The sequence below is a fragment of the Photobacterium sp. HL06 genome, assembly GCF_059552575.1.
Genome location: NZ_CM183915.1, coordinates 2026185 through 2049446, shown reverse-complemented (window position 1 = coordinate 2049446; position 23262 = coordinate 2026185). Strand labels below are relative to the sequence as shown.

The following is a 23262-nucleotide window of genomic DNA, read 5'->3' as shown; positions in this document are numbered from 1 at the left end:
CGCACACTAACAAGGATAAAAAATATTGGATTTAGTTGCTTGTTTGCCAGTGCTCAGCCAGAGTTAATATATTGACTTAACAAAACGTTAACCTTAAGGACAGAGCAATGAGGCACTGGTTTCAGTTTCCAATCATTGAGGGAAAGGCCTCCCGTCAGGCACACTGTGATTTACCCGAAGGAACATTTGAGCGTGAATGTGGCAAGGAAGGTTTTTTTGGTCCGGCCAGCCATATGTATCATGCCAACCCGCCGACTGGGTGGACCCAGTGGGAAGGTTCGCTACGCCCCCGAGCCATCGATACCACCAAACTAGAACAACAAGGGCAAACGCCTTGGGATGCGTCGCTGATACTGCACAATAACAACCTAAAAATGAGGGTGTGGAACAGCCAACAAAGCATGGATCACCTGGTCCGAAACGGTGACGGGGACGAAGTCCTTTTTATCCACCAAGGTAGCGGTCAGCTGTATTGTGATTATGGCCACCTCTCGTTTCGTGACGGTGACTATATTGTGATCCCCCGTGCAACCAGCTGGCGAATTGAAGTTGAAGAACCTGTCTCACTGTTGCTGATTGAAGCCACAAACAGCGGTTATCAGATGGCAGAGCGCGGGCTAGTTGGCCAACACGCCGTTTACGACCCCGCCATTTTGGAGTATGCACGAATTGATAATGCCTTTTTGGCTCAGCAACATAGCGACCAGCAATGGCAAGTCCTACTTAAAGCCCGTAACCAACTCAACACCATCACCTATCCGTTTAACCCCCTTGATGCACAAGGCTGGAAGGGAAACCTAACCGTTTTCAAATTAAACTGGCGTGATATCCGGCCACTGATGAGCCACAGGTACCATCTGCCCCCCTCCGCACATACCACCTTTGTCGCCGATGGTTTTGTAATATGTACTTTCGTGCCTCGTCCAATCGAAAGCGATCCCAACGCGCTGAAAGTCCCTTTCTATCACAACAATGATGATTACGACGAAGTGCTGTTCTACCACAGAGGTAACTTCTTCAGCCGGGACAACATCGAAGCTGGCATGATCACCCACCATCCTTGTGGTTTCTCCCATGGGCCGCACCCGAAGGCATTGGCCACTAGCATGGCGAATCCGAAGCAAGAAACTGATGAAGTCGCCGTGATGATCGACACTCGTTGGCCGCTAGAAATGGCAGATTTACCTGAAGGTGTTGAAAATAAAGACTATGTTTATTCATGGTTGAACAAAAAATAAGCCACCCGGGACCTTGATAGTAACGACTAAACCGCTAAAACATTTACATTGTAAATAAGGAGTCGAGAGTGAAACTAGCTTCTTTAAATCATGGTCGTGACGGACAACTGGTGATTGTCTCTCGCGATTTAACCCAGGCGGTACATGCGCATGACATTGCTCCTACCCTACAATTTGCCCTCGACAACTGGGAGCAAGTAGAAGGTGACCTGCAGCACCTGTACCGGAACCTCAATGACGGCGTCGCACATGACGTGTTCCCTTTCAACCCGGCACTCTGCGCTTCTCCTCTGCCTCGGGCTTATCAATGGGCAGACGGCAGTGCCTATGTCAATCACGTCGAGCTGGTGCGTAAAGCCCGCGGCGCTGAAATGCCCGAAAGCTTCTGGACTGATCCGCTGATCTACCAAGGAATGTCTGACGGTTTCCTCACCCCAACACAGGATATTGAAGTTAGCGATGAGAATTGGGGCATCGATTTTGAAGCTGAGATTGCCATCGTCACCAATGATGTCGAGATGGGCGCCCGGACCGAGGAAGTACATGGCCACATCAAGTTACTGATGCTGGTCAATGATGTATCGCTGCGTAATCTGATCCCTGCAGAACTGGCGAAGGGCTTTGGCTTCTTCCAGTCCAAACCGGCTTCGGCTTTCTCTCCGGTTGCAATAACACCTGATGAGCTCGGTGATAGCTGGCATGACTACAAAGTCCATCATCGCCTGACCGTCCATTACAATGGCACCTTGTTTGGCCAGCCCCATGCAGGTACCGACATGACCTTCAATTTTGCCGAACTAGTACAGCATGTCGCCAAAAGCCGTCGGCTGACTGCCGGAACCATTATCGGTTCAGGTACGGTCTCAAACAAAGACCGATCCAGTGGCTCCTGCTGCCTGGCTGAACGTCGAATGCTGGAAGTGATTGACAACGGTGTTGCCCAAACCCCTTTCATGCGCTTTGGCGACACAGTCAAAATTGAGATGCTTGATGATAACGGCCAGTCAATATTTGGAGCAATTGAGCAAAAAGTAGTGCGTTATGATCACCGCTATCATGATGAAGACTTAAATCATCACAAACCAGCATGAGTGGGAAACAATGAAGCTATTTGACTATTACCGCTCTTCCGCCTCATACCGGGTACGAATTGCGCTTAATCTGAAAGGGCTAAGCTATGATCAATGCCCGGTTTCACTGCTGGATAATGAACAATACAGCGCCGGTTACACCACCCTTAACCCAAGCGCTCTGGTACCGAGCCTGCAGACAGAAAAGGGGATACTCGGACAATCAATTGCCATCATGGAATATCTGGAAGAGTGCTACCCCGAACCCTCAATTCTTCCGAGCTCACCCTGGGATAAAGCCAAATGCCGGGAAATATCACTCGCCATTGCCTGCGATATTCACCCATTGAACAATCTGCGAGTACTGAACTACCTTAATAGTGAGTTTGGAACAAACCAAAATGAAAAAATGATTTGGTATCACCATTGGCTTAGCCGAGGGTTTCAAACTCTGGAATCTTTGCTCAGCAGCAGCCCCAACCAGTACTGTTGTGGCGATACGCCAACGATGGCTGATATTTGCCTGCTCCCACAGCTCTATAATGCCCGGCGATTTGATTTTGATGTTGGACCTTACCCAACCCTGCTACGCATTGAACAACGCTGCATGCAACTAGATGCTTTTGTTAGTGCACACCCGGATGCCCAGAATTAGCAAGGAATAAGCGATGACAGATAACAGTGATAACCTGGCTTTTCAGGCAAGTGCGACACCTCGGCCTCAAATGATGTGGATGCCTGAAAAAGATCGTATTCATGATAGCCTGCTGTACCAGTTCATGGTCGAACTGAGCGAAAAAAAGAATACCTTGTTTCATGATTACAACCAGCTCCATCACTGGACTGTCGAGCATAGTGAGGAATTCTGGGAACTGATTTGGGATTTCTGCCAGGTCCAGGGAGAGAAGCACAACCCAGTAACCTTTCGCCCCCCGCGCAGCAAACTTCCGGTCAAAGAAACCCAATGGTTTCCCAATGCCACCCTCAACTTTGCCGAAAACCTGCTCAAAAACTGGGATCGGCACGCTGCTGCAGATGCCATCATCTTCCATTGCGAAGGAAACCCTGAACGCCGCCAGCATATTAGCTGGCAACAGCTTTACCGCCAAACCTCGCAAGTTGCAGCCTTTCTAGCTGATAACGGAGCAAAGCAAGGTGATGTGGTTGCCGCTTATATCCCTAATATTCCCCAAGCGATTGTCGCCATGCTGGCTACCGCTTCGCTCGGTGCAATATGGACATCGACATCACCGGATTTTGGCGTTGATAGCGTAGTAGAACGATTTGGCCAGACAGAGCCCAAGCTATTACTCTGTGCCGATGGCTACTTTTATAACGGAAAAACCCATAACTGCCTTGGGAAAGTCAGTTCTATGCTGGCCCATCTCCCCAGCGTCGAACAGCTACTCGTGATCCCCTATGCGGGTATAGAGGTGGACACGAATTTTACCGAGCAGCTCAACCAGCAACACCATATTACGACGTCATTCTGGCCTGACATTCTTGAGCAGTATTCCCCCCAACCTCTTTGTTTTACTCAGGTTCCGTTTAACCACCCGCTTTATATCCTCTATTCATCAGGTACAACGGGTCAGCCCAAGTGCATCGTCCACAGCACCGGTGGGATCTTGCTCAACCACCTAAAAGAGCATCAACTGCACACGAATCTAAAATCCGGGAATCGGCTGTTTTATTTCACTACCTGTGGCTGGATGATGTGGAACTGGATGGTAAGTGGTTTAGCCTCGGGAGCCAGCCTGGTGATCTATGACGGTTCACCATTCTACCCAGACGGCAATGTGTTATGGGATATGGCTGACCAAGAGTCGGTTAACGTATTTGGTACGTCGGCTAAATATCTCGAAGCGTTGGAAAAACAAGGCTATCAACCCGCATCAAGCCATACTTTATCAGAGCTCAACACCTTGTGCTCGACAGGCTCTGTGTTAGCACCCGAGCAGTTTGACTATGTCTATAGCTCAATCAAACCTGATTTACAGCTGGCCTCCATTTCTGGCGGAACCGATATTTGCGGCTGTTTTGCCATCGGCAACCCGCTCAACCCGGTCTATCGCGGCGAATGCCAAGGCCGTGCGCTTGGCATGGATGTGCAAGTATTCGATGATGGCGGCCAATCCCTGTTCCAGCAACAAGGCGAACTGGTTTGTTGCAACAGCTTTCCCAACCAGCCGATTGGCTTTTGGAGCGATCCAGACGGCAGCCGCTATCACAAGGCATATTGGAATACCTTCCCCAATACCTGGCACCATGGCGACTTTGTCGAGCTTAGTGAAACTGGCGGGATGACATTCTACGGCCGATCCGACGCCGTACTTAATCCAGGTGGGGTTAGGATCGGCACGGCAGAGATCTATCGCCAGGTTAATCCGCTCAAGGAAGTTGTCGATTCCGTCGTAATTGGTCAGAACTGGCATAATGATGTACGTGTCGTGCTCTTTGTCCAGCTCGCAAAAGACCATGAACTGAGTGATGAGTTGAAAGCAACCATTTGCAAACGAATTAAGAGCCACTGCTCACCACGCCATGTTCCGTCAGTCATTCTGGCAGTCAACGATATCCCCCGCACCAAATCGGGCAAGCTGGTTGAACTGGCCGTTCGTAACATAGTTCACCACCAGCCTGTCAAGAATGTGGGTGCCCTGGCAAACCCACAAGCACTCGAACAGTATAAAAATCATCCGGAACTGCAAGATGTACCGAAATAAGTTGGCTGATCCGGCTCGTGTAGCTTTATTGAGTGATATCATGCCTTCATCAGGCTACAAGGAGAACTGTTACCCACATGAAGCGCATTCCGACCAACATCATCACCGGCTTTTTAGGTGCCGGGAAAACGACTTCCATTCTTTCCCTGCTGGCACGTAAGCCAGACAATGAAAAATGGGCAATTCTGATCAACGAATTCGGCAATGTCGGCGTTGATGGCGCGATTTTGGATCAACAAGGTGCAATCGTGAAGGAAGTCCCGGGCGGGTGCATGTGCTGCGTGGCGGGTTTGCCGATGTCTGTTGGCATCAATGCCCTGCTAGCGCAAAAACCTGACAGGTTGCTGCTTGAACCTACCGGCCTTGGTCACCCGAAAGAAGTGATTACCAAGCTAACTTCTGATAGCTATCGCAACTATATCGACCTGAAGGCAACCATCACGGTAGTCGACCCTCGCCATTTTGCAGATACCCAGTATACCGATAACCAAAACTTCCAGGACCAACTGGCACTGGCTGACGTGGTTGTTGCCAACAAGATAGACGAATGTACGGCTGATGATATCCGTGCGTTTGAAACCTTCGCTGAGCAATGCAACCCGGCAAAAGCTGCCATAGGTAAAGTAGAGCAAGGTCAGCTAGAGCTCGATTGGTTAGCGATTGAGCGAATTGAGCGCCAGGCCGAGCACAGCCATCACCACCACGGTCATGGTAATGCAGCGCCACTTGAGGAATTTGAACTGGCACCAGGCGAAATTTTTGCCCGCAAAGAGAACAGCGGCCAGGGCTACCGCAGCTGCGGTTGGTTCTTTGCAGCGGATCAAATCTTCGACTTTTCCAAGCTGTTTACCCTGCTCTCCACTGTTAATGCCCAGCGCGTGAAAGCCGTCGTCAATACAGAGCGCGGCTGTTATGCCTTCAATGTGGTAAACCAGGTCGTTTCGGTTAACGAGCTATCACTGGAAGGCTTCGAGTCTCGTATAGAAGTGATCGACAAAGAAGCATTGCCTTGGAATGAACTTGAGCAAATCCTGTGCTCTTTGACCACCACACAATCGTAATTTAACGGCTCAATCTTCTGAATTTCATGCTAATAATGTGTATTGAAGATAAAGATACAGTCGAACAGAGCTAATTTGTCCATTGAGAAGACCCATTTAACAATGGACCTAATCACAAGCAAGGAGCAACTATGCTAAACCCTGCTACTGCGAAAGCAGTCATAGATCATGCGCTATTTCTTGGTGCTGATTTTGCTGAACTCTTTGTTGAGCATCACCAGTCCAGTTCCGTTGAACTCATCTCCGGCGACATTGATAAAGTGAACTCAGGTATCGACTTCGGTATCGGTATCCGTCTGTTCTTCGGCCATAAAGTGTTATACGGCTACACCAACAGTACCGATGAAGAAGAGCTCAAGCGCGTCACAGGCCTACTGGCAGCCAAAGACAAGCGTGACCAGATTGCCAATGCAGCAGCCCTGAACCTCAGCCGTTACACCAACAAGCACCAGTGCCAGCAGCCACTAGACCAGGGTGCCAACCTTGAGGCCAAGATTGCCTTCTTAAGAGAAACCGACCACGCTGCCCGCGGCGAAGATGAAAAAATCTCTCAGTTTATTGGCCGTATCCTGCAACGTGAGCAGCAAATTGAGATCTTCAACTCCACTGGCCTGCATATTGGCGATACCCGTCACTATACCCGCGTAGCCGCTACAGCCATTGCCCAAAACGGCAGTGAACAATCTACCGGTTTTGAAGCACCGGGGGCGCTGACAGGCTGGGAGTTCAATACTAACCTGGATGCTCGCGAGCTAGGCCAGCATGTTGCCAAGCAAGCAATGGTTAAGCTGTTTGCCGACAACTGCCCATCAGGGGAAATGCCTGTCATCATCGGTAACGGTTTTGGCGGCGTGATCTTCCACGAAGCTTGTGGTCACCTGCTAGAGACCACATCTGTTGCCAAGAAAGCCTCTGTCTTCCACGACAAAATGGGCGAGATGATTGCCAACCCTATCGTCAATGCCGTTGATGACGGCACCATGACCAACGAATGGGGTTCAATCAATATTGATGACGAAGGCATGGAAACCCAGCGCACCCAGCTGATCAAAGACGGTAAGCTCACCAGCTTTATGGTTGATCATATGGGCTCCCTGAAAACTGGCTATACACCAACAGGCTCAGGACGCCGGGAATCCTACAAATACGCGCCAACATCTCGCATGCGCAATACCTTTATCGAAGCTGGTGACAGCTCGCTAGATGAAATGGTCAACAGTGTTGAACGTGGTATCTACGCCAAGAAAATGGGCGGCGGCTCTGTCCAGCCAGGCACGGGAGAATTTAACTTTGCCGTACAGGAAGCTTACCTAATCGAAAACGGCCAGATCACCAAGCCGTTAAAATCGGCCACCTTGATCAGCACCGGGCCAAAAGTACTGAAAGAGATCAGTATGATCGGTAAAGACTTTGAATTGGCAGCCGGTATGTGTGGCTCTGTCAGTGGCTCTGTTCCTACAACCGTGGGACAGGCAGCACTGAAAGTCGACAATATTCTAGTGGGAGGTGGCAACTAATGGCAGATCAAAACAAACTTCAACAAGCAATTGATCAGGTTCTGGATCGTGTGAACGCTGCAGGAGCCGAAGCCGATGTTATTGCCAACTGCAGCAATAACTTCTCGCTAAAAGCCAATGCCGGCGAGCTTGATGAATACAAGGTAACCTCAGGGCAAGTCATCGGGGTTCGCGTGATCAAAGATCAACGCATCGCGACCTGCTACTCAGAATCACTAGAGCCTGCTAGCCTAGATACCATGGTTGAACAGGCACTGCAAAATGCTTTGTACACCAAGCAGGACGAACATCAGACGATCAGCTGCGTGAACAGCCAGCTGACAACCGATGTGGCTGAAATCTATCAGCAAGACGATGCCAACGTTGATGACAAAATTGAGCTGGCCCTGGCTCTGGAAAGTGGCGTTGTTGCTAAGCCTCACGCCAAAGCAGCACCTTACAACGGGTTTGGCGAATCAGACAGCCAAGTCATTCTTGCCAATACCCAGGGTACCTTGTGCCAGCACCAGGAACGTTCAACCTACTGCTACGCCTACACCCTGTACGAGCAAGACGACAAACAGTCGATGCACGGCGGTATGTCATCAGGCCGACGTTTCGATGAACTTGACCCTAGCTACTGTATCAACCACGGCTATGATATTGCCAAGGCACTGCTCGATGGAACACCGATAGCGACAGGTAGCTACTCAGTGATCTTTGATCTGAGTTGCCTAAGCAGCCTGTTTGGTGCATTCGGTATGTGCTTCTCGGGCCAGTCGGCAATGAAAGGTATCAACCCATGGCGTGATGCCCTGCATAAACAGGTTGCCAGCCCGCTGCTAACAGTATCTGATACGGCGTTCATTGAGGGTGGCTCGGCCATTAAAGCATTCGACAGCGAAGGCTACGCAACTCGGGACACTATTTTGATCGGCGAAGGCCAGCTGCAAAGCCTGCTGCACAACAGCCACACGGCCAGCTTCTTTGGTATCGACAATACCGCCAATGCCTCACGCTCAGCGAAAGGCGGCCTGGGGGTATCTTCACGCCACACTGTAATTGCCACCGGCACTAGCTCTGAAGCAGAAATCACCGCCGGAGAATACTTAGAGCTTGTTGAACTGCAGGGCGTCCATTCAGGCGCAGATGCCGTCAGCGGCGATTTCTCGTTTGGTGCCAGCGGCTTCCTCTGCCGCGATGGCAAGCGTATCCAGCCTGTCCGTGGTATTACCGTTGCCGGAAACTTCTATCAGCTACTGAAAGAAATTGATGCCGTTGGCAATACACTAACTCACGACTACGAGCGTGATTTCTTTGCTCCTCAGATCCGCTTTAATAAGCTGAGTATTGCGGGAAAATAAGACGGAAGCGTGAAGCGTGAAGCGTGAAGCGTGAAGCGTGAAGCGTGAAGCGTGAAGCGTGAAGCGTGAAGCGTGAAGCGTGAAGCGTGAAGCGTGAAGCGTCGCAAATGATAAAAGCAAAAAGCGAGAGTCAACAACAGCTCTCGCTTTTTCTCGCTTCCCGAAGCGCAGCGCCCTCGCCTCCTCAAGTGCTTAACCGATCGCTTTATCCGGATCTATCTGATAATAAGTATTCACACTTGATTCCGCCAATTCCGGCTCCAGAAAATCCCTTACGCTATCTATCGATTCCGCTTCCCACATACATTGACACATTTGTTGCTGTTCACTGACCATGGTTGAATGAAGCCGCATGCCAGCAGGCGGGTGCGTTAATGCACCGCTGGCTTTTTGCCAAAATAGCTCCGGATCAGTGATTTCATGTTTGATCGCAATAAACATACCCACTCCCTTTGTACTAACCAAAGTATAGCGAGGAACGACGGATCCGTTGTCTCAATCAGGTTAATTACCTGATTTTGCTCAATTCACTACCGAGAGCTCTCTCATCGCCCTGAGATAGGCCTTCTCAGAACCCCTTAAAAAGAGATTGTGCGCTGCGGCTAACAGGCAGTTTATACCCGCCGATCAATACCGAAAATCTACCTGTAAAGTCTTTATGTACTTTATCGATAGCAGAAACGTTCACTATGGTTGAGCGGTGGATCTGCCAGAACAAATCAGGGTTTAGCTGTTGAATCAGTCCTTTTAGCGCACTGCGAATAATATATTCATCAGCACCATTGGGGGCATCATCGTTTTTCTTAAAGACAGAGATATACTTGTCCTCAGCTTTAAAATAGAGGATATCTGATACTGAAATAATATAGATATCATCCCCCTTGCTTGCTTTAACCCAATTCAAATATTCAACAGGCTTCGGCTGTGACAGCTGATTGATTTGCTGAATCAAACTTCCAAGCTGTTCATGATTATACTGGCCCTGTACCGCATATCGGTCTGCACTCTCTGCCAGGCGGGCTTTCACCTTATCGCATGCTTGCTCTAACCGTTGTTCCGAAAGCGGTTTTAACAGGTAATCAAGCGCATTTTGCTCGAAGGCATTGATGGCATACTCTCGGTAAGCGGTAGTAAATACAATATGCGGCGCTTTTTCTAACTTCGACAGTGCGTTTGCTACCGCCATCCCATCAAGTTCAGGCATTCGAATATCAAGAAAAACAACATCCGGCTGGTGAGTCCTAATCGCTTCTAGCGCTTCAATACCGTTTCCTGCTGCAGCGGCTATATCAAGTTCTGGCCACACTTCTGCCAGCGCGCGGCTTAGGTGGTGGCGAAGAATTGGTTCATCATCCGCTATCACGGCCTTGGCGAACTCACCCATCCTTTTCTCCTTGATCTAACAGCGCACTCAATTGTGCTTTCGGCAATTTGATTATGGCGGTAACACCCCCTTCTGATGGCTCCTTAATCGTCAGGCTGGCTTTGTTGTCAAACAAGGTAGCCAACCGTACACGGATATTTTCCAGCCCTAAGCCATGCCCACCAGAGGACATTGTCGGTTGAACACCGTTTCCATTGTCTTTTACCTGCAGCACAAGCTCACCCTCATTTTCCTCGATTAGCAAATCGATGTGGCCACCTGCCCCTTTGGGCTCAATGCCATAATAGACAGCATTCTCTACCAGAGGCTGAAGTAATAGTGGCGGAATAGACTGAAGCGTGCTCACCCCATTATTGCTGATCTGATAACTTAGCCTGTCGCCCAAACGAATCTGCTGTATATCCAGGTAAGCCGAAATGAGTGCCACCTCTTCTTCCAACGTCGTGACATTTTCACGGCTTTTATGCAAGTTGGTACGAAGCAAATCGGTTAAACGCACCAGCATCAGCTTGGCTTTTTCCGCATCTTGGTCAATCAAGGCAATTGCGTTAGCTAATGTATTAAATAGGAAATGGGGTTCAATTTGGCTTTGCAGTTGTTGTAATTGGCTTAATACCAAGGCTTTTTCCTGCTCTGATTGTTTACGCCTGGCTTGCTCCATTTCTTGTTGTACTATCAGTTTTTGTTCATAAGAATAGAAATAGTAAAAACAAATAAGGGTAAAAACCAACGCCAATAAAATAACTGGCTTCATTGCCGAAAAAGATTGAAACTCGCTGTAATCACTTAGCCAGTAAAAAGCATTCACAGTACCGAATATCATTGCGGCTGATACCGATAATATATTGACTTGGCGGAAAGTCATATTCGGGAAAAAATAATTGAGCAAGCGTGCTGATGCTATCGCGCTAAAGCCGTAGCCAAAACTGATCATAAGATCATCATAGAAATTGTCCGGCCACACAACATACGTGGCAATGGCGATCACCAAACAAAATACACTGGTGATCCCCACACTTTTTATCCAAGGAAAAGCATTACCTGAATACTTAACGTCCATCATTAATATCGTCCTTTCAGATTTAATAAAATCATACGCTTATCGGGTAAGTTTCGGTAGACCGATTGCTTGTCTCCAGTCAAGAAACGGGCGGCTACCTCAACCTCAAATTGCACGCCACCAGTATCAACCACTGAATATGTTAACCACTGGGTTGCAATAACGCCGCGATCTTGGGGGGAAATCAATACATCAAAAGTCGGTGTAAGATCGTGTAGCCAATATACATTTCGTGACCAATCCCAGTGTTGCCAGGCAACCGGATCCAGCGTCCAGTGAAACATCATATTATGGCTAACCAAATTGGCATGCTGAAAAGGCTGGGCATAAGCGTATCTCAGCCCATCAGGCATACTGCTGGCCTTGAGCTGCTGAGCTTGTTGGTATGCCTGCCGCCACTGTTCTGTGCTCCAGCTGCGGCTATCATACCAATATTCCAGCACCACACTTTGCCCTGATTCATGTGCCCATGTCAGCCCGATCAAGGCCTGTAACCCATCGTCTTTTTTTTCCTGCTGTACAGGTTCGATTAACGACTCAGGCAGTGTAAAGCTGAAATACTCCTTTTGATACGCAGCAGAGGTATGCAACTCCCAGGCGTCATCAAGTACTGTTACCCAACTGCCACCAAGCAAACCACGCCTGACATCATCGTAGTAAGCTATCCCTTGCCACTCGCTGTCTCCCAATAGCCCATAACGCCTTACCCCAATCCCTTGCTGTTCATTTTTTGTCTCCAGCTCATACCCTTGCTGCGACACCCATGAAGAGTCGGCATAAATTAGCGTCCATTCACTGTCATAATCAAAATACGACACGGCCGCCACACCAGCCCCTTCTTCAACCTGGATCCCAACCGGGTTTCTTCGATAAGGCTTGATGATATCCAGGGGGCGATAACCATAGCCGACACCCCAGTCAACTCTTACCTTACCTAGGGTGATGTCTAAATCAGCCCCCAACACCGAGGCTGTTCCCTGCCAGAACAACTCGCGGATCACCCATTCCATATCTCTCTCAACACCGGGTTGCGATGAATACAGATCATTGCCTTTTATCGCCATCACACCGAGCCACTGGTCGTAGCGAAGCTCTACATCCAGTAATGCATTCACCGCTTGCCATTGATTATCATGGTCTTCAGGAAAATACAGGCTGTCTCTTGATTCATGGTGCTCGGCACTTACCATCCAGTCCCAACTCGCTTCCCATAGGCTGGCATACACCAACCTTGGAACAAACATACCCACTAACAGCAATACAGTGGCCCAGTTCATACTAAAGTCCCGATACACTGTTTCGCGATAAATAGGCCGGATTGTAATACTTCGCATCCAGCACCATCGGCGAGATCTCCTGGTACTTAATCACAGTTTTCTTACTCGGCTGAATTTGGTCAAGCAGCGTCATCTCAACAACACTGGTTCGAGCCTCTCGCACTCCTTTGGTAAACCAGGCTTCTTTGGCCATTTTACCTGAGCGGAGGTATAGATTAGCTTTGATAGGAAAATCACTCCCTCGTTCTACCCATAGCTCAATACGCTGATAACTAGCACCTGATGTATTTGCCGTTAGCTCCAACTGATTGACGATCATGCTTTCAGCCAATGGTAGTTGCAGCTCTATTTCCTGAACCCACTTGCCCTGGTAATCTTCACTCCAGGTTAACGTCGAGATATCACCTACCGACGCTTCACCCAACAGTTTTTGCATTGGCGTGATCCGGATCGGGCGGCGGCTTTTGGGCATCAATAACCAATAATTATCACCTAGCATCAGCATTTTCTGACCGGCTTCCACCTGTGATTTGAACACCACGAGCGATTCACGTTCAGGCCGGGTATACACATTATATTGACGGGTTTTGTCCAGCTCCCCATTCTCATACAGCAAAACCTGAGACACCACTTTGGCAGCAGCAGTATCCAGACGGTACTGATCTGCACGTTGTAATATCTCCTCTACCGACTTTTCTGGTTGTGCATTAACGTTGCAGGCCAAGACACTCACCAGAGCACCAAGTATTATCTGTTGGATCTTATTTCGGTAACACATACGCCAACTACACATAGGACAAAGCCTCCGTAATAGGTTTATTGACCCCTTTACGAGCTGAGAGATAAGCGGCTAACAGACAAATAGCGAGTACACTGCCTGTGGCATACAGTGCTAACTCAGGTGAAAAATAAATATGAAGCGGATAACCGTCGTTGTAGCCTGGTGGTGGCGGCATTTTAATTTCAACCAGCATCAAAAATAGGCTCATTGCCGCACTGCCCAAGGCGCCAGCAGCAGATCCTATGACTGCCAATAACCCAGCCTCGCGTAAAAAGCCACTAACAATCTCTTTATGGTAACTACCCAGTGCTGACAGGGTACCTATCTCTCGGGTACGTTCGGTAACCGACATCGTCATGGTATTAAACAGGGAAACAAACACGACCAATCCCATCACTAGCCCCATAATGCCGAATATAAGGTCATACAAGCTCTTCACGTTGTTGTAGAAAAACGCGCGGTCTTGCCAAGGCGTCAGCGCAATGGCTTGATCCAACGCCATTGCATCAACCTGGCTGCTAATAACCGCCATCATCGGTTTGGTCTGAACCGTGTCATTCAAAAAGACCGACAAGGTACTGACTTTATCTGTTAACAGCAACTCCTGCGCTGACTGGATATGGATATATAACTGACGTTTATCCAATTCAGGGACGCCCGTTGAGTAGAGCCCACGAACCTTGAAGTCAAAAGCATTTAGCGCGCCTTCACTGGTTGTGACCAGCAGTGTTATCCAATCCCCCACCCCAACGTTCATATTTTTGGCCAAATCAATCCCTAGCATCACCTCAGGCTCCATTGGGTCATATCGACGTGAAGTAATATCAGAGAGCGTTTTCCCTTCCCGCATATCCAAAAACGGGCCTTTGAGGCCAAACTCACGATCGTTGACACCTGTGCCGGTAAAAATCGTGGACTTATTGCCGTTAGTGATCAAACCGGTGAAATATACCCGGGGCTGAACAGCACGGACTTCATCGTTATCCATAATCGCGTTAATCATGGTTCGGGTATTATTCAATCCATTACTAAGCGGCATCTCCTCATCTTTATCAAAATACCCCGGCACGCTTAAGGTGATGTGCCCAATATCACGCGCGGTTGATTCCTGAAGCGATTGATAGGTATACAACCCAAAGCCGCCAGCTGAGGTCAAGGCAAAGACAGCAATCGCAATGATCACGACCGACAACATGCTGCGACGCCCGTTTCGCCATAAATTCAGCCACGCCAGCTTAAAGTGATAAGGGATTGCTTTTTCGGCAAACTTGCCGGTATTTAACTCACCCATCGCATTTCCTCCTGCTGAATGTGTCCGTCCAATAGTGCAATTCTTCGGTCACAACGTTCAGCCATGCGTGGATCATGGGTAGCAACAATAAAAGTGGTTCCTATTTCATGACCGAGCTCTTTCATGATGTCGATTACTGCATTGGCAGTCTGGCTATCCAGGCTGGCTGTGGGTTCATCAGCAATAACCAAACTGGGTTGATGCACTAATGCGCGGGCAATCGCTACACGTTGCTGCTGGCCTCCCGATAGATGATCCGGGCGGTGGTAGAGCCAGTTTCCAAGACCTACCTTTTCCAGTATCTTCCGCGCCTTGCGCAGTTGCTCTTGCTTGGAAAAGCCATTGAGGTGTAGTGGATAAGCCACATTTTCCAGCGCCGTCATCACAGGAACTAGATTGAACCGTTGAAAGATAAACCCCAGCTGAGTGCGACGAAACCTTGCCGCCTCCATCGATGCTTGTGGCGCAGGCTGCAATGATGATGTATTTGAGCCGAATAGCACCTCACCTTGATACTCCATATCCAGCAAGCCAAGGATATTTAGCAAAGTACTTTTCCCTGATCCCGATGGCCCACATAGCGCGACCATTTCACCGTTATCTATCACACCCGACACGCCGTTCAACGCATGAACTTCTTGGTTGCCTAACAAATAATGTTTCTGAACCCTTGAAAACCGGATCATACGCTTCCCCCTTAGGCCTCATCGAGTAATGCAGTGGCTTTTAGCGTTTGCGGATGGTTAGCATCAAATTGTTCCATCAGAGCCAGCCAGGCTATTGCCTGTGCTATATCTTCTGCTCGAATAGCCGCCTTAATTGCGTACGTATACACCCAGGCCGTTGCTGCAAAGGGTTCCCTGGCAAATTCCGGCTGCGCCAACAATGACAGGTAAATGTCGTAACCACGTTCGAAGCTGTTGAACATGTCTGGTAAATGGGTAAATGTTGACGCTGAAATCGCTTGTGTCAGGTAGGCTTCATGCAGCCCAAACAGGATCTGTTGTTCTTCTAAAGGGACAGGGTTGGCAGCCAGTAGATTCAAGCCCTTATCAATTTTGGCCAGCCCCTGCTCAACATATTTCATCGCATTCCATGGCATCCAGGCATCGCGGCCTTTTAATGTTTCTGCACTCCCTAAATAGGCCAACGTTAATGGCTTGGGACCTTCCTTCTCTATGAGGTTCTCAAGTTGTTGATAAACGGTGTCAACTTTTGCTTCATCCCCTGCCGCAGCCTGGTTATACAGGCCGACCATATCTTCTATTGCATTGGCCTGTGCGAGCGCAGGTGTCAATAAGAGCATGCTCACCAATACCACTCTTAACCTATGAGCTATCAACTTGTTCATTTTATTCTCTCCACTTGCTTAGAACTTACTAAGAACTTGCTTAGATATTGTCTTCGATAGTAAACAAGGGGATTAAACGGTGTTTCATATTGCGACAAACTGCCATTCTGAAGCGCGAACCAAGGCAAAACGCTACCGAACTGTCACACTAGCTATAAGAAAGTAAATAGAGGGGGTAAGTCGTAATTGCGGAAGGGTTTTCTATCAATGAAAACAGTCAAAAACGGTAGCTCAAGCTACCGTTGATAGAGGAAATTAAGCCAGCTCCTGCTCTGTTAATACTCGTGATTCAATCGATTTAATACTGTCGACAAGCTGAGGTGACAAATTTGCTTTTTGATTGGTTTTAAAATTAAACATCACCACCTTTGCCGTGCCTTGAGTTGTTATGGCACCGAGTTTTTTACTGACGATTTCATACTCCATGATAAAGCGGTCATCCTTGAGCTCTGAAACTCGGCTTCCTATATACAGGGTGTCAGGATAGGTAACCGGTATTTTATAACGGCTGCTTGCTTCGCTCAGTACCGGGCCTATGCCTGTTTTATGTACCTCTTCCATCAGAGAAACTTCTCGAAAATAGTCAATTCGAGCCGTTTCAAAATAACGGAAGTAAACAACATTATTGACATGGTTAAGCGCATCCATCTCTCCCCAGGCCACCGGAATTTCAGTGATCATTGGGTACCCTTTCAGTAACTCTTTCATGCATGCTCCTTGCTTTTTGTATTATTGCCGGTCCGCTCAGTACTGCAAAAATTCCAAAATGGAGTTCGGCCTAGAGCATTCAATCTAACCTTGGGTTAACAATATGGCAACACAAAACAGATGTCTTCTATTCTTCTCTATGGTTATCAAGCCTTGCCAGCACTTTATTAAACATAGAAAGCAACCTCTAGTGGCACGATAATGACGTACTTGCCTTCTGTTCCCCCCTATTACTGGCGAAGTTTTCCCCAGTTATGAAAACTCCGTGTAAATTTCCGTCGTAAAACTATCAAAGGCCTTATTTTATAAGGGCTCAGTGCCTATTTTAGGGTATCCTTAGCCACCTTTTTTTATTGCTTGGCGGTATTAGCCGACAAGCTAAATTATGGGCAATTGCGCTCATAAATGTAGACTCTGTTTTATGCTTTACAACGACAATTTACCGGTACGATTCCCAAAAGGGACTTTCGCGATGTGGACGGTATACAGTTTTACCGGCGCATCTATTTTAGCTTCTATTATTTTCTCGCTGCTGCTCTTCCTGTCGATTGACGAAGATCCAATGATGCAGCTGCTGTTTGGCGGTTTGGCCGTTATCTTTGAACTCGGGAAGTTTTTTGCCTGGTATGAATTTGGCGAGCGCCGCGCCCGCCGTAACTATACCGGAGCCTTTTCTGCCTTTGCGTTCTATGCCGTGCTCGCCGCTATTTCAATCGGCGGATCAGTTGGCGGGATCAACAGCGCCACTAACAAGGCGCAAAGTCACGTTAATGTTCAACAGAGCAAAATCAACACCTTCAACATGCAAATCGAGGCCATCGAGAAGCAAATTGAACTCAATAATGTTGCCGCTGAAAAGTATATTCAGATGGAACGTATTGCGACGGGTGTGGCGAGGATCCAGAAAGCAAACGATCAACTTCGCCAGCAACAGCAGACTTTGGCAGCAGAGCGCGACAGCCTGCCTGTTGTTAACCAAGGCTCGGTACTTGGCCTTATCGATAGCTTAGCCAAATCACTCAATGTACAAACACAAACGGCGCAGCTAGGACTCGTAATCTTTCTGTCGGTACTATTGGATTTCTTCGCTGCTTTCTTTGTCGGATTAATTGGTGAAGAGCTTCGTTTTAGAAACCAATTCCGCCGAGTCAACCCAATCACAATTGATGCATTCGACGCAACCGAGCCCAAAGAGCCGGAGCTACTTACAAACCAGATGGAAGATAGCAGCGTGATTGAAACAAGCGAGTCCGTTGAAACAGAGCCTGAAACGCCCAAAACGCCTTACGAGAAAGCCATCGATGCCTTAAGTAGTAACCAGGTTAACTGTACCAAGCGTGCCGTCACCCGTTTTCTGAAGATCAGCAGCGAAGAAGTTGATGATATCTTCAAGCAACTACTTGAAGCAGGTATTGTTAGTAAAAAGCCTAACAACCACTACCAGTGGCATGGCGTAACGGAAAGCTAATCAGTTCAGCGACCAAATGATAAAGCCCGCAGAGTAAATAATTACTGCGGGCTTTTTCTTTCACTCAAAATGTTCGGTAATCATTTCTCTTCAGCATCCAACACGCCCCGACGGATCTGGTCGAGTTCAATCGACTCAAACAGCGCCTGAAAATTACCTTCACCAAATCCCTGATTCCCTTTCCGTTGAATAATCTCAAAGAATACTGGCCCAATAACAGTATCGGTAAAGATCTGCAGTAAAATCCCAGTCTCGTCACCATCAATCAGGATCTTCAGATCATTGAGCTTAGCAACATTCTCATGATGCCCGGGGACACGCTTGTTAATGCCTTCATAGTAAGTATCAGGTGTATCCATAAAGGCTAACCCGCCATCTTTCAGTTTTTGCACTGTTGCCAGAATATTCTCTGTACTTAAGGCGATATGCTGAATACCTTCTCCATTGTACTGATCCAGGTATTCTGCAATCTGTGATTTGTCATCTCTGGATTCATTGATCGGAATACGAATTTTCCCACACGGCGCAGTCATCGCCCGTGATAACAGCCCCGTCATTTTACCTTTAATATCGAAGTGGCGAATTTCATGGAAATTGGCAATTTTTTCATAAAAACTTGCCCACAAATCCATGTTACCGCGCTTCACGTTATGGGTTAGGTGGTCAATCACTTCTAACCCAGCGTCCAGCTTCGTCATCCGATCTTTATAATCAGGGTAATAGTCGAAGTCAATTTCATAAATATCATGCTCACCATAGCGATCAACCAGATAAATCAAAGACTCGCCAATACCATAAATAGAGGGAATATTTAACTCCATCGGCCCCGCCTGAGGCGCGCAGGCTGTTGCCCCCTTTTTGACCGCATAAGCAAGTGCCTGGCTAGAATCGGCAACCCGAAAAGCCATGGCATTCACACTGGCACCATGTACGCCAGCAAACCCAGCAGCTTGAGAATGAGACTCACCATTTACGATAAAGTTAATATCACCCTGGCGGTATAACCAAACAGCCTTGTGCTTATGTTTGGCAACTTCGGCAAACCCCATCAAGCGAAACAGGTTCTTTAAATTTGCGATACCCTCCGGGGTTGGCGCAGTGTATTCAACAAACTCAAAGCCATCCGTTCCCATTGGATTATCAATCTTCTTGCCCATCCGTATTGCCCTCACTTTGTGCCATTAGCAACCATGATCAAAATGATCTGGCGCTTTACTTATAGGATTAGCATTACAGTGGAAGGATGAGAAATTTTGAGCGAAAAGCTTGTTAACAACATGTAAACAAGGCTCGTAAAGTCAGATTGCCACTTGAATTTTGATGGAAAGAAAGCAGCCGCATACCTCATAAGAGTTCGGCATATCACACTGGCTAAGTGTTTGTTTTTATCTTTGCAACGCAGTTGGCAATTTCAAAACCTATACGTCACTCCTCTGCTATAGCAGCTAAAATCTGTTAAGAGGTGAAGGAATGAACGTTAACAAGCGCGACCAACTAAAATTACCAAAAAGAAAGAAGCCAGAAATACCTTTGTCGACCTCAACTGACATTTACCTACCTACTTTTCATTTTCTCAGCACCGAGTTTCTCCATGCAAGACGGCATGAAAAAGGAATTATTCGTGATGATGACTGCGAGTTTCTCCATCAATATAGAGTGGCCCTTCGCCGTTGTCGGGCACTGATCAGTTTGCTTAAAACACTCTTTGATCCCCAGCAAAAAGCCATGCTCAAAAATGAGCTCAAAACACTAATGCAAAAAACCAACCTACTCAGGGATCTAGATGTTTTCCTCTACAAAATGGATGATTACTTCTCCTGTTTAGAGCATCAGTACCACCAGGGGTTAACCTGTTTCTTTGATGAACTACAGGACGAGCGCAGAAGGGCTTTCAAAGAACTCAAGAAATGGCTGAAAACCGATAGCTATGAACAGCAATGCCTATTAGTTCAAGGGCTACTGGCAGAAATGGAAACCAGCCAAACCGCTGAAGGCCATATTGCCAGCCAAGACTTTAGTAAAGGGATCATCTGGAAACACTTCCACCATGCACAGGCGTTATGCCATAAACTAAGTAACAGTAGTCCAGACGATGCTATTCACCAGCTTAGGATCAGCTGCAAAAAACTCCGCTACCTGTTGGAGTATTTCAGCCCTATCTTGCCTTCAAAGATCGGTAAAGAACAAATCAAGTGTCTAAAGCAGCTGCAAGATGAACTTGGTGAGTTTAACGACTCATCTATCCAAATCCTTTTTTTAAGCAACTACTTAAAAAATAAAAAAGCAACCAGTCATCGCTACAAGGCTATTTCACATCTAAAAAGCATCACCGAGCTGCACCATACAGAATCAAAACAACGGGTTATTAAGCAGATTGAATGCTTCACCAGCCCTGATAACACCAACAGTTACCAGAAGCTATACAGCCCTGGAAAGTAACGTTAAAGCCTGATACTCACAGGCTTATTTACTCCAGCGTATTGATTGTAGCGATTAATTTACGCCTTCAGCGCTTTAACTATATCACCCTCAATAGACTCGGGCTTCTTAGTCGGTGCGTAACGCTTAAGTGGCTTGCCATCTCTACCAATCAGGAATTTAGTGAAGTTCCATTTTACTTTTTGCCCAATTAGGCCTGGCAGCGCCTTTTTCAGGTATTGGAATACCTCATGGCTGTTTGGCCCGTTCACATCTACTTTTTCAAACATTTGAAAATCGACGCCGTAGTTAATCTGGCAGGCTTCTGCTATTTGCTCGTTTTCCCCCGGCTCCTGACCACCAAACTGGTTACATGGAAACCCTAAAATGATCAGACCCTGATCTTTATACTTTGCGTATAGGTCCTGTAAGCCTTGATACTGGGGCGTAAAACCACACTCACTGGCAGTATTCACGACTAACACGACTTTCCCAGCAAAGTCATTCATTGAAATTTGCTCGCCACGGATTGTACTTGCAGAAAGGTCATAAAACATTGCCATCATCATTCTCCATTGTCGAAAACTATCTAGATTCATGGTAGACCTTTCAATGTACCAAATCATATTAGAATTATTACTCTATTCATCGGTAATTTTAGCGGTGGATCTAAACGGCAATTTTCGTATACTGCCTCCAAGTTTATCTTTATCCCTCAACATCATGGCTGAATTTCGCAAAGAACTCGAAAAAATGGGGCTTAATGCACTCCCCCTCTCTCAACAAGAGCTAACATTGCTTGAGCAATTTCTCAGTATCAGCTCACCGTTCTTTGATTCTGTGTGCCTGCATCGGGCAGATAAACCGACTCAAGATTTGGTGCTGGGCCTATTAACGCAATCACACCAGCAAGCATTCGACGCCTATCAAGCTACTGAGCCAAAAATCTCTGAACTAAAAGCAATGTTCAGCGATAAAGTCGGCACAGAACATGCGAAAAAATTTACCGCCTTAAATCAGGACGAACTGATCGTCATTTCTCTGCTCTGGTTTATGGCCCAAGGGTTTACAGGTATTGATTTTAGCTATGCTAACGATCATGCCGAGGAAACAGCTGAGCTACTTAATATAAACCAGCCTGACGCTTCACAAACAGAAGAGATAAAACAGCTCCGAACCCGCTTCATGCAAGCCTATTACATAGGTATTGATTGTGCGCACAATAAAGCGAATCCAACACCTTTATTCGTAACAGTCAAAAATCTTTTGAAACGTTTATTCGGCAAGTAATATCAAAGCTATTTTTGATAGCTTAAACATGAATGAAACACACAGCCTTAGCACAGCAGTAATGTCTTAATAAATATATTCGTACCTATTTTTCCGAGCCTATCAATAACCTGATAGGCTTTTTAAATAATCGGCTTAAAATGCATATCCAAATAATGCTGTAGCCTCTGCTTGAGCACTGCTTTTTCATCCGGCTGCAAAAAACTGGCTTCAATGGCATTCCAGCTAAACTTGGCCATTTCAGGTTTTGATAGATTAAACGCATTCGCAACAGCCATGAAATTAGCCACCATATAACCGCCTAAATAGGCAGGATCATCAGAATTGATAGTAACGCACACCCCCCTTTCAAGTAATCGAACAATGTTCTGCCCTGACATATCCTTGAACACCTTGAAGGCTACATTCGAAAGCGGGCAAACCGTCAAGGGGATGCGAGAAGCGATAAGATGCTGTACCAACTTGTCATCATCAGTACACCTGACGCCGTGATCGATCCTTGAAACCAATAGATCTTCGATAACACTCCAGATGTTATCGGATGGCCCGTCTTCACCCGCATGGGCAACAGCAAGAAAACCTGCTTCTTTTGCTTTCTCAAAAACCAGGGAAAAATTCTCTGGCGGGTATCCTAGCTCTGCACCATCGAGGCCGACAGCAATAATCTTGTCTTTGTAAGGCATTGCCTGCCGCAAGGTTTCCAGTGCAGAGTCTTGTGATAGATGCCGCTGAAAGCACATGATTAAATGGCTACTGATCCCTAGCTCTGAACGTCCCGCTTCCAATGCCCGGCAAATCCCATTCACTACAGTGCCAAATTCAATCCCTGATTGGGTATGGATCTGTGGATCAAAAAAGATCTCGGTATGCACCACGTGCTCGTTCTTACACCGCTCGAGGTAAGCCCAAGTCAAATCATAAAAATCCTGTTCGGTTTTAAGCACCAAACAGCCCTTTGCATATAAATCTAAAAATGACTGCAAGTCACTAAAATCATAGGCAGCACGAATTTCTTCTACACTTTTGTAAGGCAAGCCCACCTGATTTCGCTTTGCCAGCTCAAACAACATTTCCGGCTCTAACGTGCCTTCAATATGAATATGCAGTTCGACTTTTGGCAGCGAGTGAATGAAACTTTCCATAAAGGCCCCTCTTTTAGCTCCCTACAAGCTGTAGAGCACATCTGAGTGGTTAAATATTAGTTAGTGTAGTTAATCGTTTCGCTTTAAAGAGGAAAGATCACAACTTAAGGGGTTAGATTTAGAATTGGATGTTGTTG

General features: G+C 47.2%; 22 protein-coding genes. 10 read left to right on the top strand and 12 right to left on the bottom strand.

Translation table 11 applies throughout. The features are described 5' to 3' along the window. The first annotated feature begins 107 nt into the window (after positions 1-107). The 7 genes from AC51G0_RS26995 (at position 108) to AC51G0_RS26965 (ending at position 8955) form a co-directional block, all read left to right on the top strand. Positions 108-1238, top strand: coding sequence for a homogentisate 1,2-dioxygenase (locus AC51G0_RS26995; RefSeq protein ID WP_496302645.1), 1131 nt, complete (start codon positions 108-110; stop codon positions 1236-1238). Between the two features lie 68 nt (positions 1239-1306). After that, positions 1307-2329, top strand: coding sequence for a fumarylacetoacetate hydrolase family protein (locus AC51G0_RS26990; RefSeq protein WP_496302644.1), 1023 nt, complete (start codon positions 1307-1309; stop codon positions 2327-2329). Between the two features lie 10 nt (positions 2330-2339). Further along, entirely contained in the window at positions 2340-2963 is a 624-nt protein-coding gene (maiA, locus tag AC51G0_RS26985) for a maleylacetoacetate isomerase (protein ID WP_496302643.1), read from the top strand. Positions 2964-2976: 13 nt separating this feature from the next. Then, positions 2977-5034: an acetoacetate--CoA ligase gene (locus tag AC51G0_RS26980; protein ID WP_496302642.1), complete on the top strand. Its 2058-nt coding sequence runs from the start codon at positions 2977-2979 to the stop codon at positions 5032-5034. Positions 5035-5111: 77 nt separating this feature from the next. Further along, positions 5112-6095: a CobW family GTP-binding protein gene (locus tag AC51G0_RS26975; protein WP_496302641.1), complete on the top strand. Its 984-nt coding sequence runs from the start codon at positions 5112-5114 to the stop codon at positions 6093-6095. 131 nt (positions 6096-6226) lie between these two features. Further along, positions 6227-7612, top strand: coding sequence for a TldD/PmbA family protein (locus AC51G0_RS26970; protein WP_496302640.1), 1386 nt, complete (start codon positions 6227-6229; stop codon positions 7610-7612). Beyond that, complete coding sequence (locus AC51G0_RS26965; RefSeq protein ID WP_496302639.1) at positions 7612-8955, top strand: TldD/PmbA family protein; 1344 nt, start codon at positions 7612-7614, stop codon at positions 8953-8955. Before AC51G0_RS26970 ends, AC51G0_RS26965 begins: the two co-directional genes overlap by 1 nt. 192 nt (positions 8956-9147) lie before the next feature. Here AC51G0_RS26965 and AC51G0_RS26960 read toward each other — a convergent pair whose 3' ends face one another. The 9 genes from AC51G0_RS26960 to AC51G0_RS26920 form a co-directional block, all read right to left on the bottom strand. Then, positions 9148-9396 (bottom strand): hypothetical protein, encoded by a 249-nt coding sequence (locus AC51G0_RS26960; protein ID WP_496302638.1) that lies wholly within the window; start codon positions 9394-9396, stop codon positions 9148-9150. Positions 9397-9523: 127 nt separating this feature from the next. Beyond that, positions 9524-10339, bottom strand: a complete 816-nt coding sequence (locus AC51G0_RS26955; protein WP_496302637.1) for a LytR/AlgR family response regulator transcription factor — start codon at positions 10337-10339, stop codon at positions 9524-9526. Beyond that, entirely contained in the window at positions 10332-11402 is a 1071-nt protein-coding gene (locus tag AC51G0_RS26950) for a sensor histidine kinase (protein WP_496302636.1), read from the bottom strand. Before AC51G0_RS26950 ends, AC51G0_RS26955 begins: the two co-directional genes overlap by 8 nt. Then, positions 11402-12676: a hypothetical protein gene (locus AC51G0_RS26945; RefSeq protein ID WP_496302635.1), complete on the bottom strand. Its 1275-nt coding sequence runs from the start codon at positions 12674-12676 to the stop codon at positions 11402-11404. Before AC51G0_RS26945 ends, AC51G0_RS26950 begins: the two co-directional genes overlap by 1 nt. Before the next feature lies 1 nt (position 12677). Beyond that, the gene (locus AC51G0_RS26940) at positions 12678-13454 is read right to left on the bottom strand and encodes an outer membrane lipoprotein-sorting protein (RefSeq protein ID WP_496304223.1); all 777 of its coding nucleotides are present in this window, start codon (positions 13452-13454) and stop codon (positions 12678-12680) included. A 7-nt stretch (positions 13455-13461) separates the two neighbouring features. Next, on the bottom strand, positions 13462-14748 hold the full coding sequence (locus AC51G0_RS26935; RefSeq protein WP_496302634.1) for an ABC transporter permease: 1287 nt from the start codon (positions 14746-14748) through the stop codon (positions 13462-13464). Then, a complete protein-coding gene (locus tag AC51G0_RS26930; RefSeq protein WP_496302633.1) occupies positions 14736-15434 on the bottom strand; it encodes an ABC transporter ATP-binding protein in 699 nt (232 codons plus the stop codon). The genes AC51G0_RS26935 and AC51G0_RS26930 overlap by 13 nt, the downstream gene beginning before the upstream one ends. An 11-nt stretch (positions 15435-15445) precedes the next feature. After that, positions 15446-16099, bottom strand: coding sequence for a hypothetical protein (locus AC51G0_RS26925; protein ID WP_496302632.1), 654 nt, complete (start codon positions 16097-16099; stop codon positions 15446-15448). Positions 16100-16354: 255 nt separating this feature from the next. Beyond that, a complete protein-coding gene (locus tag AC51G0_RS26920) occupies positions 16355-16807 on the bottom strand; it encodes an acyl-CoA thioesterase (protein WP_496302631.1) in 453 nt (150 codons plus the stop codon). A gap of 472 nt (positions 16808-17279) precedes the next feature. Here AC51G0_RS26920 and AC51G0_RS26915 point away from each other — a divergent pair, with 472 nt between their 5' ends. After that, on the top strand, positions 17280-18275 hold the full coding sequence (locus tag AC51G0_RS26915; RefSeq protein ID WP_496302630.1) for a Preprotein translocase subunit SecY: 996 nt from the start codon (positions 17280-17282) through the stop codon (positions 18273-18275). 80 nt (positions 18276-18355) lie between these two features. Here AC51G0_RS26915 and hppD read toward each other — a convergent pair whose 3' ends face one another. Then, positions 18356-19432 carry a 4-hydroxyphenylpyruvate dioxygenase gene (gene hppD / locus AC51G0_RS26910; RefSeq protein WP_496302629.1) on the bottom strand — a complete coding sequence of 359 codons (1077 nt, stop codon included), beginning with the start codon at positions 19430-19432 and terminating at the stop codon, positions 18356-18358. Between the two features lie 313 nt (positions 19433-19745). Here hppD and AC51G0_RS26905 point away from each other — a divergent pair, with 313 nt between their 5' ends. Beyond that, complete coding sequence (locus AC51G0_RS26905; RefSeq protein WP_496302628.1) at positions 19746-20714, top strand: CHAD domain-containing protein; 969 nt, start codon at positions 19746-19748, stop codon at positions 20712-20714. Positions 20715-20773: 59 nt separating this feature from the next. Here AC51G0_RS26905 and AC51G0_RS26900 read toward each other — a convergent pair whose 3' ends face one another. Beyond that, positions 20774-21256, bottom strand: a complete 483-nt coding sequence (locus tag AC51G0_RS26900) for a glutathione peroxidase (protein WP_496304222.1) — start codon at positions 21254-21256, stop codon at positions 20774-20776. 49 nt (positions 21257-21305) lie between these two features. On the opposite strand from AC51G0_RS26900, the gene AC51G0_RS26895 reads away from it, so the two are divergent. Next, a complete protein-coding gene (locus tag AC51G0_RS26895; RefSeq protein ID WP_496302627.1) occupies positions 21306-21983 on the top strand; it encodes a hypothetical protein in 678 nt (225 codons plus the stop codon). 122 nt (positions 21984-22105) lie between these two features. On the opposite strand, the gene AC51G0_RS26890 is transcribed toward AC51G0_RS26895, so the two are convergent. Then, entirely contained in the window at positions 22106-23125 is a 1020-nt protein-coding gene (locus AC51G0_RS26890; protein ID WP_496302626.1) for an adenosine deaminase, read from the bottom strand. Between the last annotated feature and the right edge of the window lie 137 nt (positions 23126-23262).

Bases quoted from the DNA above. Each gene is read 5' to 3' on its own strand.
- AC51G0_RS26900 (WP_496304222.1), bottom strand. From the start codon at position 21,256: ATGGCAATGTTTTATGACCTTTCTGCAAGTACAATCCGTGGCGAGCAA.
- AC51G0_RS26890 (WP_496302626.1), bottom strand. From the start codon at position 23,125: ATGGAAAGTTTCATTCACTCGCTGCCAAAAGTCGAACTGCATATTCAT.
- AC51G0_RS26975 (WP_496302641.1), top strand. From the start codon at position 5,112: ATGAAGCGCATTCCGACCAACATCATCACCGGCTTTTTAGGTGCCGGG.
- hppD (WP_496302629.1), bottom strand. From the start codon at position 19,432: ATGGGCAAGAAGATTGATAATCCAATGGGAACGGATGGCTTTGAGTTT.
- AC51G0_RS26970 (WP_496302640.1), top strand. From the start codon at position 6,227: ATGCTAAACCCTGCTACTGCGAAAGCAGTCATAGATCATGCGCTATTT.
- AC51G0_RS26920 (WP_496302631.1), bottom strand. From the start codon at position 16,807: ATGAAAGAGTTACTGAAAGGGTACCCAATGATCACTGAAATTCCGGTG.
- AC51G0_RS26955 (WP_496302637.1), bottom strand. From the start codon at position 10,339: ATGGGTGAGTTCGCCAAGGCCGTGATAGCGGATGATGAACCAATTCTT.
- AC51G0_RS26895 (WP_496302627.1), top strand. From the start codon at position 21,306: ATGTACCAAATCATATTAGAATTATTACTCTATTCATCGGTAATTTTA.
- AC51G0_RS26930 (WP_496302633.1), bottom strand. From the start codon at position 15,434: ATGATCCGGTTTTCAAGGGTTCAGAAACATTATTTGTTAGGCAACCAA.
- AC51G0_RS26935 (WP_496302634.1), bottom strand. From the start codon at position 14,748: ATGGGTGAGTTAAATACCGGCAAGTTTGCCGAAAAAGCAATCCCTTAT.
- AC51G0_RS26925 (WP_496302632.1), bottom strand. From the start codon at position 16,099: ATGAACAAGTTGATAGCTCATAGGTTAAGAGTGGTATTGGTGAGCATG.
- AC51G0_RS26995 (WP_496302645.1), top strand. From the start codon at position 108: ATGAGGCACTGGTTTCAGTTTCCAATCATTGAGGGAAAGGCCTCCCGT.
- AC51G0_RS26915 (WP_496302630.1), top strand. From the start codon at position 17,280: ATGTGGACGGTATACAGTTTTACCGGCGCATCTATTTTAGCTTCTATT.
- maiA (WP_496302643.1), top strand. From the start codon at position 2,340: ATGAAGCTATTTGACTATTACCGCTCTTCCGCCTCATACCGGGTACGA.
- AC51G0_RS26950 (WP_496302636.1), bottom strand. From the start codon at position 11,402: ATGATGGACGTTAAGTATTCAGGTAATGCTTTTCCTTGGATAAAAAGT.
- AC51G0_RS26905 (WP_496302628.1), top strand. From the start codon at position 19,746: ATGAACGTTAACAAGCGCGACCAACTAAAATTACCAAAAAGAAAGAAG.
- AC51G0_RS26940 (WP_496304223.1), bottom strand. From the start codon at position 13,454: ATGTGTTACCGAAATAAGATCCAACAGATAATACTTGGTGCTCTGGTG.
- AC51G0_RS26980 (WP_496302642.1), top strand. From the start codon at position 2,977: ATGACAGATAACAGTGATAACCTGGCTTTTCAGGCAAGTGCGACACCT.
- AC51G0_RS26945 (WP_496302635.1), bottom strand. From the start codon at position 12,676: ATGAACTGGGCCACTGTATTGCTGTTAGTGGGTATGTTTGTTCCAAGG.
- AC51G0_RS26960 (WP_496302638.1), bottom strand. From the start codon at position 9,396: ATGTTTATTGCGATCAAACATGAAATCACTGATCCGGAGCTATTTTGG.
- AC51G0_RS26965 (WP_496302639.1), top strand. From the start codon at position 7,612: ATGGCAGATCAAAACAAACTTCAACAAGCAATTGATCAGGTTCTGGAT.